The sequence below is a fragment of the Streptococcus ruminantium genome (assembly GCF_003609975.1).
GTDB classification, from domain to species: Bacteria; Bacillota; Bacilli; order Lactobacillales; family Streptococcaceae; genus Streptococcus; species Streptococcus ruminantium.
The window spans coordinates 1,239,405-1,256,478 of record NZ_AP018400.1; the positions used below are offsets into that span (position 1 = coordinate 1,239,405).

At 40.2% G+C, this 17,074-nt stretch carries 15 protein-coding genes; 1 reads left to right on the plus strand and 14 read right to left on the minus strand.

Translation table 11 applies throughout. From position 1 onward, the window contains the following. Positions 1-7: 7 nt before the first annotated feature. The 13 genes from aroA to SR187_RS06005 all read right to left on the minus strand — a co-directional run bounded on the left by aroA (position 8) and on the right by SR187_RS06005 (position 13,744). Positions 8-1,288 (minus strand): 3-phosphoshikimate 1-carboxyvinyltransferase, encoded by a 1,281-nt coding sequence (aroA, locus tag SR187_RS05945; protein WP_120171832.1) that lies wholly within the window; start codon positions 1,286-1,288, stop codon positions 8-10. Positions 1,289-1,456: 168 nt separating this feature from the next. Next, positions 1,457-2,512: a 3-dehydroquinate synthase gene (gene aroB / locus SR187_RS05950; RefSeq protein ID WP_120171833.1), complete on the minus strand. Its 1,056-nt coding sequence runs from the start codon at positions 2,510-2,512 to the stop codon at positions 1,457-1,459. 14 nt (positions 2,513-2,526) lie between these two features. After that, a complete protein-coding gene (gene aroF, locus SR187_RS05955) occupies positions 2,527-3,543 on the minus strand; it encodes a 3-deoxy-7-phosphoheptulonate synthase (protein ID WP_120171834.1) in 1,017 nt (338 codons plus the stop codon). 11 nt (positions 3,544-3,554) lie between these two features. Continuing rightward, a complete protein-coding gene (aroE, locus tag SR187_RS05960) occupies positions 3,555-4,436 on the minus strand; it encodes a shikimate dehydrogenase (protein ID WP_024531971.1) in 882 nt (293 codons plus the stop codon). A 53-nt stretch (positions 4,437-4,489) separates the two neighbouring features. Continuing rightward, entirely contained in the window at positions 4,490-5,290 is an 801-nt protein-coding gene (locus SR187_RS05965; protein WP_120171835.1) for an ABC transporter ATP-binding protein, read from the minus strand. 9 nt (positions 5,291-5,299) lie between these two features. After that, positions 5,300-6,193, minus strand: a complete 894-nt coding sequence (locus SR187_RS05970) for an ABC transporter permease (protein ID WP_024531969.1) — start codon at positions 6,191-6,193, stop codon at positions 5,300-5,302. A gap of 248 nt (positions 6,194-6,441) precedes the next feature. Next, entirely contained in the window at positions 6,442-7,407 is a 966-nt protein-coding gene (locus tag SR187_RS05975; protein WP_120171836.1) for an ABC transporter substrate-binding protein, read from the minus strand. A gap of 406 nt (positions 7,408-7,813) precedes the next feature. After that, complete coding sequence (gene nagA, locus SR187_RS05980; RefSeq protein ID WP_024532999.1) at positions 7,814-8,962, minus strand: N-acetylglucosamine-6-phosphate deacetylase; 1,149 nt, start codon at positions 8,960-8,962, stop codon at positions 7,814-7,816. 317 nt (positions 8,963-9,279) lie between these two features. Next, positions 9,280-9,618 carry a YlbF/YmcA family competence regulator gene (locus tag SR187_RS05985; protein ID WP_024533000.1) on the minus strand — a complete coding sequence of 113 codons (339 nt, stop codon included), beginning with the start codon at positions 9,616-9,618 and terminating at the stop codon, positions 9,280-9,282. A 10-nt stretch (positions 9,619-9,628) separates the two neighbouring features. Beyond that, positions 9,629-10,732, minus strand: a complete 1,104-nt coding sequence (locus SR187_RS05990) for a prephenate dehydrogenase (protein WP_120171837.1) — start codon at positions 10,730-10,732, stop codon at positions 9,629-9,631. A 7-nt stretch (positions 10,733-10,739) separates the two neighbouring features. Beyond that, a complete protein-coding gene (gene aroC, locus SR187_RS05995) occupies positions 10,740-11,906 on the minus strand; it encodes a chorismate synthase (RefSeq protein ID WP_024533002.1) in 1,167 nt (388 codons plus the stop codon). Positions 11,907-11,909: 3 nt separating this feature from the next. Next, positions 11,910-12,584: a type I 3-dehydroquinate dehydratase gene (gene aroD / locus SR187_RS06000; protein WP_120171838.1), complete on the minus strand. Its 675-nt coding sequence runs from the start codon at positions 12,582-12,584 to the stop codon at positions 11,910-11,912. Further along, positions 12,575-13,744, minus strand: a complete 1,170-nt coding sequence (locus SR187_RS06005; protein ID WP_120171839.1) for a class I SAM-dependent rRNA methyltransferase — start codon at positions 13,742-13,744, stop codon at positions 12,575-12,577. The genes aroD and SR187_RS06005 overlap by 10 nt, the downstream gene beginning before the upstream one ends. Before the next feature lie 115 nt (positions 13,745-13,859). On the opposite strand from SR187_RS06005, the gene SR187_RS06010 reads away from it, so the two are divergent. Then, complete coding sequence (locus SR187_RS06010; RefSeq protein ID WP_120171840.1) at positions 13,860-16,022, plus strand: LTA synthase family protein; 2,163 nt, start codon at positions 13,860-13,862, stop codon at positions 16,020-16,022. Between the two features lie 284 nt (positions 16,023-16,306). Here SR187_RS06010 and SR187_RS06015 read toward each other — a convergent pair whose 3' ends face one another. Beyond that, positions 16,307-16,801: a hypothetical protein gene (locus SR187_RS06015; protein WP_120171841.1), complete on the minus strand. Its 495-nt coding sequence runs from the start codon at positions 16,799-16,801 to the stop codon at positions 16,307-16,309. Between the last annotated feature and the right edge of the window lie 273 nt (positions 16,802-17,074).

Below are 17,074 nucleotides of genomic sequence, written 5' to 3' on the forward strand. Positions count from 1 at the left end.
GTCTCTCCTAATCTATCAAACAATCAAGGTGATCAAAGAAGGAAGGATAGCTAGTGTTGATGGCTTCAGCTCTTTCTAAAGCAACCTCTCCATCAGTAACCAAAAGAGCTGCAATGGCAGTCATCATACCGATACGGTGGTCACCGAAGGTATTAACAATGGTTCCATGTAGTTGCGTAGATCCATGAACGATCATACCATCTTCTGTCGGTTCAATAGTGGCTCCCATACTATTTAGTACATCAGCGACTACTTGGATTCGATTTGTTTCTTTGACCTTCAATTCTGCTGCATCACGAATAGTCGTTGTTCCAGCAGCCTGAGTAGCCAATAAAGCGATAATCGGCAGCTCATCAATCAAGCGTGGAATTAAATTCCCAGCAATTTCTATTCCCTGCAATGCAGAACTTTCAACAGTTATCGTCGCGGATTTAGCTAGTTCATCTATATTAGATAAAGTAATATTTCCACCCATAGCCCGAATGACATCAAGAATACCTGTCCGAGTCTCATTGATACCAACGTTCTCAAGTACTATCTTAGAGTTGGGAACAACCAATCCCGCCACCAGCCAAAAAGCTGCACTAGAAATATCCCCCGGAACTATAACATCTTGAGCGGTAAATTCCTGACCTCCTTGGATCCGAATTTCTTTGCCAGAAACTGTCAGTTCCCCACCAAATTGCACAATCATATCTTCCGTATGATTACGGGTAATTTCCTTTTCAAGTATAACTGACTCACCTTCAGCTTGTAAAGCAGCAAATAGCAGAGCCGACTTGACTTGTGCAGAAGCGACTGGCAACTGGTAGCTAATCGGCTTCAGACTCTTGTTTCCTTTAATCGTCAACGGTGGCATATCACGCTCTGTCTGTCCAGAAATCTCGACGCCCATTTCACTGAGTGGGATTGTTATACGATCCATTGGACGCTTGGATAGAGAGTCATCACCAAACATGGTTGCTTCAAAATCTTGACCTGCTAAAATGCCAGAAATTAAACGGATAGACGTCCCAGAATTCCCCATATCCAGTTGATTTTTGGGAGCATGAAATCCATCAAAACCAACGCCATGAATCTCAACAATATCATCCTTATCTTCTATCGTTACCCCAAGCTCACGAAAGACCTGCATAGTAGAGAGAACATCTTCTCCGTGCGAAATATCATAGACACGGGTTACCCCTTTAGCCAAAGCTCCAAAAATGATAGAACGATGACTGATAGACTTATCTCCCGGTACTCGAATAGTACCAGATAAGCGCTTAATATTGGTTTGTAATCTCATGAATTACCCCCAAGATAGTAATACTATTATTTTATCATAATTTTATAATATTTTCAGAAAATTTCGTAAGAAATATAGAAAAACCAGCCTCAAGACTGGTTGACAATCAATAAGCGAACCAATACAAGTGGTATAAAATCAAGGATGATTCCTACTTATTTTTACAAACTATAATTGCTGATAGATGTCAGCACTGGTCGGGTAAATCAAGGAAGTACCAATCTTCTCTACCAAAATAATATTTAAGCGATTCTCCAAATTCTTCTTATCAGCCGAAATAAATGGCAGAGCAGACTGAATCAACTTCTTATCTACATTTGTCGGTAAATGAAAAGCTCTTAGGAGTTGTTCAATACGCACCGCATCTGCCTCTTGCAACATTCCTGCTGCAATGGCCAATTGGTTAGCAGCCACCATTCCGATAGAAATGGCTTGTCCATGCGAATACACTTGATAGGCTGTGGCGCTTTCTAGGGCATGGCCAAGTGTGTGACCGTAGTTGAGTTTGAGGCGTTCTCCAGTATCACGCTCGTCATCCTCAACCACCTTCCGCTTAATGTCGCAACAGGTATGAATAATTTCTTCAATCTGCTCCATAATAGCCTGACGATTCCCCAGTCTCTCTAGCAACTCGAAAAGTTGTAATCGTTTGATACAGCCATATTTAATGACTTCTGCCATCCCATCATGAAAGAAGTGATCTGAAAGAGTATTCAATACCTCTGGATCAATCAAAACTGTTTTGGGTTGATAAAATGCACCGATTACATTTTTACCTTGTGCCAAATCAACCCCTACCTTACCACCAACACTTGAATCAACCTGGGCCAGAAGTGAGGTAGGAATTTGAACAAAGTCAATACCACGAAGATAAGAAGCTGCAATAAAACCTGCTAAATCACCTATCACACCTCCACCAAGAGCAATGATTAAATCACTTCGTGTCAGTCCAAAGGCTAACAAATCCTCGAAGATAGGTTGCAGATTAGAAAAATCCTTGGTGCCCTCTCCTGCTGGCAAAATCTTAATCCCCACTTCAAAAAACTTAGACAGTTGAGCTACCAAATCTTGTCCATAATGAAAGTGAACATGTTCATCTGTTAAGATAAAGACACGCTTTCCCTTAACAAAGGGATGGATATAGTCCACAAAGCGATGACGAAGCCCATTTTCAATATGGATGGTATAACTACGAGAACCTAAATCAACATAGATTTCCTTCATAAATCTACCCTCTATTAGCCAAGTTTTTTCTTTTCAATATCAAGAAGAATCTTAATAACTGCCATCATGTCATCAAATTGATCTGGTGTCAATGCCTGTTGACCATCTGACAGAGCATTCGCTGGGTCATGATGAACCTCAACTGTAATACCATTGGCACCTGCCATCACACCTGCTTTAGCCATTGGCTGCACCAAATAAGTATAACCACCAGCATGTGATGGATCAACAATGATTGGCAAGTGTGAATTTTTTTGAATAACTGGAACAGCTTGCAAGTCGAAGAGATTGCGAGTGGTCTGATCGTAAGTACGGATACCACGCTCGCATAAGATAACATTGTTATTACCACCAGCCATAATATACTCTGCCGACATCAACCATTCTTCATAGGTCGCTGCCAAACCTCGCTTGAGTAAGATTGTTTTTTGAGTTTGACCGATAGCTTTTAAAAGGTCAAAATTCTGCATGTTCCGTGCACCAATCTGGATGACATCAACCATTTCAACAAACTCATCCAAATGATCTGTCCCCATCAATTCAGACACAATTGGCAGACCTGTCTCGGCTTTAGCTTGCTGTAAAAGGCGCAAACCTTCTGTTCCCATACCTTGAAATGAATAGGGTGAGGTACGAGGCTTGTAAGCACCACCACGTAGCATGGTCGCACCAGCAGCTTTTACACGATGAGCAATCTGCATCAACTGTTCTTCTGATTCAACTGAACATGGTCCAGCAATCATTGCAAAATGGTCACCACCAACCGAAGTTCCGTCAACTGTAAAAATAGAATCTTCTGGATGCATGGCACGGCTCGCCTTTTTATAAGGAGCAGATATCTTCACAACACGTTTGACATCCTCAAGCGATTCAAAATGTTTGACTGGAACTTGTGTCGTATCACCGATAACTCCCAAAATCAAATCATTGACACCATAGTTTATATGAACCTCACAGCCACTTTCTTCCAATTGACGAATGATATTCTGAAGTGCCCAATCTTTGATCAATTTATGAACAATAATAATCACACTATTTCTCCTTATTTATCTTGAAACACTAGTTTTCTAATGTAGTCGACAGGCATTTCTTTCCCTGTAATCAAGCGGAAAGCTGCTGCACCTTGATGTAAAATCATACCCAAACCATTGATCGTTTTTCTAGCCCCTTGTTCCTTAGCAAAGGCAAGTAACTTGGTTTCTCTAGGTGTATATATAATATCATAAACAATTAACTTTGGATGAATAATCCCATCGGTTTCAATTAAACTCTCAGATGCCAGTGGTTTCATCCCCACACCCGTCGCATTGATGAAAATAGTACTTTCCTGAATAGATTGATGGAAATGCACTTGATTTTGTAAATCAGTTAGACTTACTGCACAGTTCGTCACCTGATTAAGCTTGTCAACCAAATCTTTGGCAGCTTCAAAATTCTTACCCTCATTGTTGAAAATACGAATTTCCTTTGCACCGTCTAAAGCTGCCTGAACTGCAATTGCACGACCCGCTCCGCCAATTCCTGCTAGAGTAATGATTTGATCTGTGATGGCTACTCCTTCTTCTCGGAGTGATTCCATAGCACCAATCCCATCTGTATTATGTCCAACTAAATAACCTTGACCATCTTGATTGACTACCGTATTGACAGCTCCAATCAATTGAGCTGATGGTGAGATTTCATCCAGATACCCCATAACAGCCTGTTTATTCGGCATAGAGATGTTTGCCCCACGAATGCCTAAGGCTCGCATGCCTTTTACTGCATCCCCTAATTGCTCCACTCCAACCTCATAGGCTAGGTAAACATAATCCAGCCCTAGTTTCTCATAGGCTGCGTTATGCATACTAGGCGACAAACTATGTTCAACTGGTGATGCTAAGATACAAACTGTCTTGGTATATCCACTAATCCGCTTCGCCATTTCTCCTCCCAAAGTCCCACTACTGTCTTCAGCTTGTTCAGTCTATCATTACTTTACAAAATCATTTCATCATCGGTCAACTTCTCACCGCTATTCTTGTAGAAAAGATCCATCAAATTCTGGACGGTAAGATGCTTCTTTTTCTCACCTTCTACATCCACAACAATTTGGCCACGATGGAGCATGACCAGACGATTTCCATACTCAATAGCATTTTCCATGTTATGAGTAATCATCAAGGCTGTCAATTGATGCCCTTCAACGATTTTCTTGGTTAATCCCATCACCATATCACTCGTTTTCGGATCCAAGGCTGCTGTATGCTCGTCCAAAAGGAGAACCTTGGGCTTTACCAGTGAAGCCATCATCAAGGTTAGAGCTTGACGTTGCCCACCTGAAAGAAACTGTGTATCTACTTTCATACGCTTTTCTAGTCCAAGCCCAAGCTCTTTCAAGGCCTCCTTGAAAATAGCACGCTCACTATCTTTTACTCCCCAGCCTAAACCACGAGAAAGGCCACGACGATAGGCAATAGCCATATTTTCCTCAATAGTCAATCGTGAAGCAGTTCCCATTTTAGGATCTTGAAAAACACGACTAATATTTTTTGAACGCTTCGCCGCTGAAACATGTGTGATGGATTTGCCTTCTAGGAGAATGTCCCCTGAATCTACCATCAAAGTTCCAGCTAAGGAATTCATGAAGGTTGATTTACCAGCACCATTGCCACCGATAATAGAGATAAAATCACCTTTTTTCACATCCAGATTCAATCCACGCAGGACATGGTTCTCATTGACCGTACCGGCTTCAAAAGTTTTATGAATATTTCGGATAGATAAAATTGTACTCATGGCTTTCTCCTAGACATTTCCATTTGATTTTGGACGACGGATATTGGCTTTTCTTTGCCATTCTGGCACATATAGAACCGTCGCCAACAGCATCGCTGAAAAGAGCTTTACAAGGTCTGCGTCCATGCCTGGAATCTCCAAAATAGCAAGGATAATCAAGCGATAAATCACTGCACCAAGGACAACAGATAACAATCTCCATCCAAGACGTAAATTGCGTAAAATGACCTCTGCAATAATGACCGAAGCCAGTCCTATGACAATGGTACCTGTACCTGAGTTAAGGTCCGCATAGCCATTATTTTGAGTCAATAAAGCTCCGCAAAGGGCAATCAAACCATTTGACATCATATAACCATAGATTTTCATCCTATTGACATGTACACCGTTGGCCTCGCTCATTGGAATATTATCCCCTGTTGAACGAATTGCAAGACCAACCTGAGTATTCATCAATAGTGTTAAAATCCCTACTACAGATAAAACAAAGATGAGAGCAATTATAAACACTGCATTTGTTTTTCCAAAACCGAGACTTTGTAGTTGCGTCACTAGAGTTTCCTGTTTGAGAAGAGCCACATTGGCCTTGCCCAAAATCTTCAAGTTAATGGAATAAAGACCTGTCAAAGTGACAATACCCGTCAAGAGAGCAGGAATTTTCAACTTTGTATGTAGAAAACCTGAAATCAGACCTGCCCCCATACCAGCCAAAGCTGCGAATAACGTTGCTAGAAGAGGAGGAATCCCATTTACAATTCCTGTAGCACAGACAGCCGCTCCGAGAGGATAGGCTCCCTCAGCGGTCATATCTGCAATATTTAAAATGCGAAATGTCAAGTAGACACCGAGCGCCATGACTGACCAAAGCAAGCCTTGCGAGATACTTGATAAAATAATATCCACGATTTTCTCCTTTTAAGTTTTCTATAACCTTTTGAAATGGCTTGGATACCACACCATTTTCACCCTATTTGACTTTAGCAGTCTCCATATCTTAAAAATCAAGAAAATATGTAATGACAGTCGTAAACTAGATCCTATTTTACCACTTTTATCAAGATACAGAAAGTTTAGCTGCACCTCTTAACTCTTTTCTCACCTTATATGGAAACTGGTCGTTTCCTAGTACCCAATAACATCGTAAAACTCTATCAATTTTTATTTTCTAATGCTTTCATCACTCCAACATCAATACCGATGGCCTTTGCCATATCTTCATTCACAGTGATAGCTGCTGTATTTGGTTTTTCAACTGCTAAAGTCGCAGTTTTTTCTCCTTTCAGTATCTTCACAGCCAATTCTCCTGCCTGAACACCAATCGCATGGTAGTCAACACCATATGTAAATAGAGCTGCATCAATAACTGCTGCATCACTTCCTATAGCTGGTACTTTTGCTTCTTTTAAAACATCACCAATTGTAGATGCAGTTGAAGCAACTGTATTGTCGGTCGGAAGATAGATAGCATCGACTTTTGCTGCTAGGGAAGTCATAGTTTGTTGCACATCATTAGTTGATGTAACAGTCATCACTTCAACCTTCACTCCCTTAGTTCTAAGGGCTTTTTTGGCCTGCTCTGCTTGAACTTCTGAGTTTACTTCACTCGAATTGTAGAAAATTCCGACTGTTTTTGCTGATGGCACTACCTTGAGCAACATTTCAATTTGCCCTTCAACATCCGTTGTATCAACAGAACCAGTCATGGAACCTCCTGGCTTATCTAACGACTCAACCAAACCAGCCTCCACTGGATCTGTCACAGCAGTAAAAACACTTGGTGTTTTACGATCTGCATTGAGCATAGCTTGTGCTGCTGGTGTTGCAATTGCAAAGTTGAGATTATTTCTTCCAGCTAATTTTTCTACCATTGTTTGTAGATTTGCCTGATCTCCCTGTGAATTTTGCAAATCGATTATCAGATTTTCCCCATCCTTGTAGCCAGCTTTTTCAAGAGCTTCTACAAAGCCTTTACGAGCTGATGACAAGGCTTCGTGCTCCGCATATTGAATGATGCCAACTTTTACAGTCTCAGAATCTGATAATTTGGAACGGCACGCAACAAATATGACAAGGGCTAGAAATGCTACAAAACTCAGAATCATTTTTTTTGAACTCATAATTTTTCTCCTTAAAATAATATATGTAAATAAGAAAGGGACCGCTTAGAAGATACTCTAAACGGTCCCAATCTTTCAACTGTATCAGAAAAACAGACTGAATCTTCTGTGCCATTTAGATGTATCATCTATGAGGCACATGTCAAAAGAACTACAGCCACATAGATACAAACTTCACGTTCCCGGGTTTGCATCCATGTTTACCATGTCTACAAACACTATCTAAAATAGCCATAGAAATAAGTAGGTGCAACTGTTTGCTTTTGACGAATGAGTGACATATCTATTTTCCTTTCACTTTTATTTTGTAACCATCATAACTATTTTTACACCATTTGTCAATAGGTAAATGGCATATTTTTCAACTTTTTTGAATATTTAAAAAATTGTCGAACCAGATAGGTGTTTATCTCTCAAAACGTTTCACACCATCGAGGTAGGTTGCCTGCAAATGGCCTTCATCATCCACTACGATAAAATCCGCTGCTCGTCCTTCTGCAATGCAGCCACAAACATGATCAATATTGACAGATCGAGCAGGCGCTAGCGAGGCCATCCGAAGGGCATCTGGTAAGCTAACTAAGCCCCATTTTACCACATTTTGTACCGCCTCAATCAATTCCAAAATGGATCCTGCCAAATTCCCACTCTCTTTCAGGCGTGCTGTCCCATCTTTGACAATCACTTCAAACTCACCCAATCGCGACTCTCCTTCGCCTATGCCACCTGCTCTCATACAGTCCGTAATGAGAACAGTTTCCTCAGCACCGCGAGCCTTCACAACAATTTCTGCTGCAGCTGGATGTACATGATGGCCGTCACAAATCATCTCAGCATAGACATTTTCCAAATCCAAGGCTGCTCCAACCATACCTGGTTCCCGATGATGAAGACCACTCATACCATTATAGACATGGACAAAGATGTTAGCCCCAGCTTTTACCGCTGCCTGAGCCTGTGCATAGGTCGCATCACTATGGGCCAAAGCAGTGTGGATAGCCTTACTATTGGCAAAAGCAATAAACTCCTCCACCCCTTTACGCTCAGGGGCAATGGCGATTTTATTCACCAAACCATTAGATAGACTATGCCATTTTTCTAACTTATCAATGGAAGGGTCGCTCATATATTTTGTATTTTGAGCTCCCTTATATTTTTCTGTAAAGAATGGCCCTTCTAAAAAGATACCTTGGATTTTTGCTCCCTGTTCCTCACCAGCGTGCCTTCCTATCGTTTCACAAACTGCATTTAAATTTTCAGTTGTGTCTGTTAAGGTCGTCGGTAACCAAGATGTTACACCACAAGATAATAATCTTTCTGATATTACCTTAATTCCCTCAAAATTATTATCCATAACATCGTGTGAAGCATATCCGTGGATGTGTGTATCTACTAAGCCAGCAGCCAGATGAAAATCCGAATAATCAATAATTTCTCCTTCCGGTTTTTCCGTCAAAATACGTCCAAATTGACCCTCATCTGTAATTTCTAAGTAAGCAGACTCTACTTCTCTATCTGACAAAATAATAGACTTTGCTTTAACAAATCGTGCCATATTGTCTCCTTTAACCGATCTAATCCTAAATTGATTATAATCATATACTAATTGTAGTTTAGTCCTATTAAAGTAAATTGTCAAGTTATTACCATACTATTCTGGCAAAAATAAAATTGAGTTTTTGCTATATAATTATGGTACAAATAGTAGAAATTGAGCAGAAAAATTGAGCTTCTTGGAGAGCTATTTTCGTCATATTGTTGACAATAAAAAAAGCAAGAGAGAGCAACAAATAACAGTCACTTTCTCCTGCTGTGAATAAGCCTTACTGGGCCCAAAGGCTATCTTAATAGCATTGGCCCTACAGCTGCTTTTCACAATAGTTCATTCAACGGTTTAAAAATTATGCGTTCCAAATCTGCAACATACGTACCAAGTTGCTGTTGTTTGTTGAAGTATTCTGTCAACAGTGGGGTGGCTTGAACTTTCTTATTGAAGTCCAACAATTTCTCCTGATCTGCCTCAGTTGGAATCTCGCCAGCTTGTAACTTACCTTGAATATCCTTTTGAAAAGAAATATAATTTTCCAAAACTTCCTTGGCTTCTGAATTTCCCTCAACTGAAGCTTTTACAGCTTCTACTGCCTTGTATTCAGGCAGATTACGAATAGCACGCTCCAATTCATTTGCAATATCATAGATATTTACTGACATAAACTTTCTCCTAATCTAAGTAAATTTGGTAAGTCGTCTGCTTGCTCAAGCGTTTGGCAGCTTCTTCCAAATTTCCTTTATTTTTAAACGTAATTTGCAAAACACCGTGTATATCTTCACGATTTTCCTCATTGATACGGATATTAACAATAGAGATTCCACGTAAAACTTCTAAAACATTCAAGATTGTATCATCTTTATCTGGAATGTTGATAAACAAATCATAAAAAGAGTCAATTCCTGCTCGCTTGTGAATTTCCATTGCCTTGCGTGTCTGCCTACCTTTGTCAAAAAATTCCCAAATAGCTTCCTTGTTGCCAGATTTCAGTAAATCTGATACCGCAATCAGACGACTTTGAAACTCCTCAATTCTATCAATAATTGCTTCTGGATTGGTCATAAGGATACTCGTCCACATACTAGGCTCAGTCTCAGCAATCCTAGTCATATCTCTGAAACCACCCGCAGCAAAGTGATTCGTGAAAGGATGAAGCTGGGCATACTCCCCTGCTTGATGAATCAGGCTAGAAGCCAAGATATGTGGAAAATGAGAAATTTGACTAGTTACTTGATCGTGCTCTTGTGCTTCCAACTGAATAAAGCGAGCACCTGTTCCAGATAACAAATCCACCAGTGTGGGTATAGCATTTGCCTTGGTAACTTTGCAAGGCGTCAGAATATAATAAGCGTTCTCAAAGAGATGAATATCTGCAGCATCTACACCAGATTTATGACTACCAGCCATAGGATGTCCACCGATAAAATTAAGCTGCTTGGGAGCCAAGTACTGCTCAGCAGCAGCCATAATTACTGACTTAGTGGAACCAACATCCGTAATCAAGACTGTATCCTTCAAGGAAAAAGAACTCAACTCCTCTATCAAACCAATACAGACTTGGATAGGAGTACAAAGAAAGATAACATCTGCCTGATTAGCCAAGACCTCAAGATTTGTTGACACTTGATCTACCATTCCACTATCTAGAGCAATTTGCCAGGAATGCTCATTCGGATCAACTCCAAAAATTTGATAGTCGGGATGTTGTCTACGAATACACAAGGCAAGTGAACTCCCAATCAGCCCTAATCCAACAATCAAAATATTCTTGCTCATTTGATACCTAGAAATTTCTTATATGGTCACGATAACTTGCAACCGCAACTTTCAATTCTTCCATATTGTCTGAAGAGAATTTATCCAAAATCTCCATTGCAAGAGTTGTTGCTACAACAGATTCCATAACTACTCCAGCGGCTGGAAGAGCCGTTGGATCTGAACGTTCAACCGTTGCCTTGTAGGGTTTATGGGTATCAATATCGACAGACATGAGTGGCTGATAGAGTGTCGGAATCGGTTTCATGACACCACGAATGACCAAAGGTTGTCCATTGGTCATTCCTCCTTCAAAACCACCTAAATTGTTGGTTCTGCGAGTATATCCTTCCTCTTCAGACCAAAGAATTTCATCCATAACTTGACTCCCTTTAAGGTAGCCAGCTCGAAAACCAACACCAAACTCTACTCCTTTGAAAGCGTTGATGGAAACAACAGCTTGTGCTAGTTTGGCATCTAGCTTTCTATCCCATTGCACATAAGAACCAAGACCTGCTGGAACTCCTCCAACAATCGTTTCAACGACACCACCGATAGTATCACCATCTCGCTTAACTTGATCAATATAGTCCTTGATTTCCTCTTCACATTCTCGGTTCACAACTGAAACTTCTGATTGTTCAGCACGCTCACGGATTTCAGCGATGGTTAGACCATCTGGTATATCCATTTCCTTGCCACCAAAAACAACTATATGGTTGGCAATTTCAATATCTAGCTCCGCTAAAATACGCTTGGCAACTGCGCCTACAGCTACTCGCATGGTTGTTTCACGCGCACTGGAACGCTCCAGAGAATTTCGTAAATCGTCAAAGCGATACTTCATCCCTCCAACTAAATCTGCATGTCCTGGTCGAGGATGCTTGATTCGGCGCTTACTTTTTAACTTGTCCTCAATATCTTCAACAGACATAATATCCAGCCATTTTTGATGGTCCTTATTGGTGACATTTAGAGTGATGGGAGCACCTGTCGTCTTACCATGACGAACACCTGCAGTAATCTCTACACGATCTGTCTCAATCTGCATACGACTACCTCGACCATAACCACCCTGACGGCGTTCCAAATCAATATTGATATCCTCGGCTGTCAATGAAAGACCAGCTGGTACTCCCTCTACAATAGCTGTTAGTCGCGGACCGTGAGACTCACCGGATGTTAAGTAGCGCATACCTTAATTCTCCAAAATTTCCAAAAACTTACGAGTATTCCCCAGAGACATTTGACCCGGTGCAGACGTTTCATCAAGACTAGCAAATGTCCAGCAAGAACCCGTAATTCCCCCTGCAATACGAGTCAACTTGCCCAATTCTCCCATTGCAAACGTAGCAAATTTTTGCTCTGCATTCAAGGACTTGAACCCACGAGTATAATTCATAACATCCAAGACATCCTGTTCAGTATTAGCCATCACAGCCATCTTAACAACAGCTGGTGATAGACTAGTTAATTCAGACATAATCTCCAAATAATTAACAGGCGTTTGCTCAAAATTATGGTAGCTCAAAACAAGATTCGGAAAATCCAACATCTGCTCAAAAACAGCCTGATAGGAATAATATTCAAAATCAATATAATCCGGCTGATAAAGAGCTGCAACTTCCTTAATCAAATTTACATACTCTTGATCTGCCAAATCCAAATGGCCACCCTCACGTGTCGTCCGTATAGTGAAAATCACTTCCTTACCATTACACTTCTCAAATATGGCTGGGGCTACTCTTAAAATATCATCTTTTGGGAGGTAATCAGCCCTCCACTCAATCAAATCAGCTTCTGCCAGACGCTCTACATCAATGACCTCTACATCTTCCAAGCTTCTAGGCATGATAGGAACTACTATTTGCATTTGTCTACCTGTATCGTAAAGACCTTGAGGTAATTACTACTTTCATCATTTTTATTGATTACAAAATCGGCTGGCAAGCGATAACTTGCCACATAACGGTGCTTTTTAGACCCAAATCCTTTTTCGATTTGTCGCTTGAATTTCTCTACCGAAACATTGGCTGCATTGGTCGAAGCAATGATAGTTCCACCTGTATTTAGTATTTCCAGGGATTGTGCAATCAACTTATGATAGTCCTTAGCCACTGAAAAGGTCTGTTTCTTGTTTCGAGCAAAACTCGGAGGGTCCAAGATAATAACATCGTAACTTAATCCTTTTCGTTTGGCATACCTGAAGTACTCAAATACATCCATCACAATAAACTGGTGAGCCTTTACATCTACACCATTTTCTAAAAAATGCGCTTGTGACAGTTCGCGCGAGCGCTTAGCTAGGTCAACAGAAGTTGTCTGCGAAGCACCTCCTAAAGCCGCAGCAATGGAAAAGGCTGCTGTATAGGAAAACATATTTAGAAGTGACTTGCCAGCAGCTAGACCATCAACCAGTGAACCACGCACCTCATGCTGATCCAAAAAGATACCGGTCATCAATCCATCATTCATAAATACCTGATAGCGAACACCGTTTTCTAAAACTGTAAAATAGTCTGGAGCCTCTTCTCCATAAAGAAAGGCAGATTCAACATCTCCCCCTTTAAAACGGATTTTCTCATAACTCCCCTTGATTTCGGGAAATACGTTTCGAAAAGCTGAGACAATCCTATCCTTAATAGAGTAAATAAAGGTATTGTACCATGAAAAAACCGCATATTCACCGTACAAATCAACCGTCAAACCACCAAAACCATCGCCATCTTGATTGAAAACACGAAAAGCATCGGTCACCTCGGACTGGTAAAAAATTTGTCGTCTACGCTTGGCTTTAACAAATAAATTAACAAAAAAATCTATTGTTAATTCTTGATGTGATGTACTAAATACCCAACCTATTCCTTTATTTTGTTTGGATAAATAAGCCTGCCCTAGATGCTTTCCATCCTCAGAATATAGACTAACCAGTGTGTCCTCATCAAGAGATAAGTCTGGAAAATCGGCACTTTCTAAGAGTTGAATTCCTCTATTAACCTTCTGTTCTACAATCCGATTCACCTTTATTTTCATAGAATGATTATAACATATTTCCACATATATGCCAAAAAAGCTCCCCATTTTGAGGCTTATTAAAAAATTGTGGTATAATGAACTGAGATATTAGAAAGGATTATGAGCTTTTATCGTGCGAAAACTAATTGACTCTGTCAAGCCCCATGTACAGACTCGGCTTGGCTTCATCCTTACTTTGTTAATCATTTATTGGCTAAAAACCTTATGGGCCTATTATGTTGACTTCAACTTAGATACACAAGGATTTTTTCAAAATCTTATTGCTATTATCAATCCTTTACCAATCGGCCTACTCTTACTTGGACTTGCTCTCTATATAAAAAATACTAAGATCTTCTATGGGTTGGCGATTGGAATTTATACTCTCCTTTTTATCTGGTTATTTTCAAATGCCATCTATTTTCGAGAGTTCTCAGATTATATCTCCATCTCTACCATGATGGCAACATCTAGCGTATCAGCAGGACTCGGTGAGGCAGCCATTAAGCTATTTAGATTGTGGGACATCATCTACTTTATTGATTTTATCGTCTTTGCTACCCTACTTTATCGAAAATCAATCCAATGGGATCAAAGAAGATTTCATCAAAAATCTAGTTTTGCTATTACTGCATTTTCTGTACTATTTTTCTCCATCAATCTATTTTTAGCAGAAATTGATCGTCCAGAATTGCTTACGCGTGGATTCTCCAATACTTATATTGTCAGGGCACTCGGATTACCTGCCTTCCTCGGCTACAATGCCAATCAGACATATAACACTCACAGGGATCGATCCGGTGCAACAGCTACTGCTCTTCCCCCTATCAAACAATATGTCGCGGAACACTATGCTCAACCGAATGATCAATATTTTGGAATTGCCAAGGGGCGGAATGTCATCTATCTCCACCTTGAAAGCTTACAACAATTTGTAATTGACTATAAGTTAAATGTTAATGGTGTAGAACATGAAGTAACTCCTTTCCTTAACTCCCTCTATCATTCTAACTCAACTCTTGCCTTTTCCAACTTCTTTAATCAAGTCAAGGCTGGAAAAACCTCAGACTCTGAGACAATGCTTGAAACCTCTCTCTTCGGGCTTAATCAGGGTTCCTTTATGGTTCAATACGGCGGAAGCAATACCCAGCAAGCAGCACCTTATATCTTATCAAAGAATGGAGGCTACACATCTGCTGTCTTTCACGGAAATGCAGCAAGCTTTTGGAATAGAAACAATACTTACAAACAATGGGGGTATAATTACTTCTTTGACCAGTCTTATTTTTCAAAAACCACTGCAGACAATTCATTCCAGTATGGTTTGAACGATAAAATCATGTTTGCAGATTCCATTCAGTATCTTGAACGCTTGCAACAGCCGTTCTATACAAAATTTATCACTGTTTCCAACCACTATCCCTACACAACCAGCTTGACTGGAGATGAGATTGGCTTTCCACTAGCTAATACAAAGGACGAAACCATCAATGGTTACTTTGCAACAGCCAACTATCTAGATGCTTCCATCAAAGCATTCTTCGATTATTTAAAAGCAACTGGTTTGTATGAAAATTCTATCATCATCCTTTATGGCGATCACTACGGAATTTCTAATTCACGCAATCCAGATTTAGCACCACTAATTGGAAAAGACTCCCAAACCTGGTCAGACTTTGATAACGCTATGATGCAGCGTGTCCCATATATGATTGTTATTCCTGGGATGACAAATGGTGGTATTTTCAATACTTACAGCGGTGAAATAGATGCTCTCCCTACCCTCGAACATCTACTAGGTATTAAAGCAAATCATTTCCTTCAAGTTGGTCAAGACATACTTTCTAACCAGCACAACCAAATTGTAGCCCTAAGAACTGCGGGAAGCTTTATTACTCCTAAATACACTAGCTATGAAAGAAAACTCTATTATACTGAGACCGGACAAGAAATTACAAATCCGGATGAAACAACTCAAAAAGAAATCGATCATATCAAAGAAACAGTTGCAGCTCAATTAGCCGCTAGCGATGCTATTCAGACTGGTGATCTCATACGCTTTTTTGATAATGGTTTACCAGCTTTAGATATTAACCAATATAGCTACATAGACTCACTGGCTGCTGAAATTGCCATTGAAAATAAACTCGGTAAAAACTCGACCAGTCTTTATAGCAAAAACGGGAATAAATCTACTGTTGATTTGTTTAAAGCACCAAGCTATGCCGAGCTTTACAATAAGAATGGCTCAGTAAATACCGAAACAAATACGACAACTAGCACATCATCTGAATAAAAGAAGCTAGGTTAATTCCTCTTGTTAGAGTTTAGAACAAAAGTCAGACTCACCATACATTTAGTAGCCTGAATGAAAAGCTCCATATAAAATAAGGAGTTAAAAAGCTGAATATTTAAAAGGCATGATTCCCTCGGAATGTAGAGGGGCATGCCTTTTAATATGTCGCGATTTATCGTAGTTATACCAGTTACGATATATTCGATAATTTGATAGATGAGGCTCCCTTCTTTGAACGAGAGTAAACTCAGTGACTCACTCTTCAAATGAGAGAAAAAATTTTATCATAACATGTCGTAGTTAAGAGGAGCCAATACTTCACCTGCTTTATCACCATAAGCTCTCGGAATTCTTGCATCATAAAATATCTGCAAAGTATCAAATTCTCCTCGTAATTTAGCATCACTCCAAATAGGCGAAATTTGATAAGCATCTTGCACTTGTCTCGCTGAATCAAATTTTGTAAATCCCACATATCCTCCTGGTGCCTGCATTGATTCCATTGTTTGCTTTGCATATTTAGAATCCATATATCTATAGCCAGTAGCTGGAAGGGGTGTTCCATCAGGTGCTACATAAAAATCTGTCTTGGGCGTGCTTTTATCGGGCCTAGAGACTTGTTGGACAGAGAGCGCATCCTTGTGCGAAGACACATCCCCCTTCTGTCCTTTAACAGTTTTGCTGGAGACACCTTCTGTTATGGCATTGATAGCTAGGCTTGTTCCAATGTTGGCTGGGCTGATGTTACCACCTTGGGCCGCATCCACAGCAGTATCCACTGCGGTTTCAATGACAGTATCTGCTGCTTGGCGGCCCTGTGCATTCCCAATGCCTGAGGTAGCTCCTCCTAGACCGCTTAGCAGGCCACCGGTAAATAGCAGAGCTGTTTTGCTAGCTTAGTATAAATATTAAGTTTTCAAAGCTTCACACTTTTATTTTACCACACCTAAAAGAAATCACCTAGTTAGACTAGATAATTTCGAACACTTCTTATATCAACATCCTAATTTAAGAACATTTTGCTATGGGTTTATTATTTATTCTCATCTCAG

Excerpts from the sequence above, each read along its gene's own strand:
- aroA (WP_120171832.1), bottom strand. The coding sequence starts at position 1,288 with ATGAGATTACAAACCAATATTAAGCGCTTATCTGGTACTATTCGAGTA.
- aroB (WP_120171833.1), bottom strand. The coding sequence starts at position 2,512 with ATGAAGGAAATCTATGTTGATTTAGGTTCTCGTAGTTATACCATCCAT.
- aroE (WP_024531971.1), bottom strand. The coding sequence starts at position 4,436 with ATGGCGAAGCGGATTAGTGGATATACCAAGACAGTTTGTATCTTAGCA.
- SR187_RS05965 (WP_120171835.1), bottom strand. The coding sequence starts at position 5,290 with ATGAGTACAATTTTATCTATCCGAAATATTCATAAAACTTTTGAAGCC.
- SR187_RS05975 (WP_120171836.1), bottom strand. The coding sequence starts at position 7,407 with ATGAGTTCAAAAAAAATGATTCTGAGTTTTGTAGCATTTCTAGCCCTT.
- nagA (WP_024532999.1), bottom strand. The coding sequence starts at position 8,962 with ATGGCACGATTTGTTAAAGCAAAGTCTATTATTTTGTCAGATAGAGAA.
- SR187_RS05985 (WP_024533000.1), bottom strand. The coding sequence starts at position 9,618 with ATGTCAGTAAATATCTATGATATTGCAAATGAATTGGAGCGTGCTATT.
- SR187_RS05990 (WP_120171837.1), bottom strand. The coding sequence starts at position 10,732 with ATGAGCAAGAATATTTTGATTGTTGGATTAGGGCTGATTGGGAGTTCA.
- aroC (WP_024533002.1), bottom strand. The coding sequence starts at position 11,906 with ATGCGCTACTTAACATCCGGTGAGTCTCACGGTCCGCGACTAACAGCT.
- aroD (WP_120171838.1), bottom strand. The coding sequence starts at position 12,584 with ATGCAAATAGTAGTTCCTATCATGCCTAGAAGCTTGGAAGATGTAGAG.
- SR187_RS06005 (WP_120171839.1), bottom strand. The coding sequence starts at position 13,744 with ATGAAAATAAAGGTGAATCGGATTGTAGAACAGAAGGTTAATAGAGGA.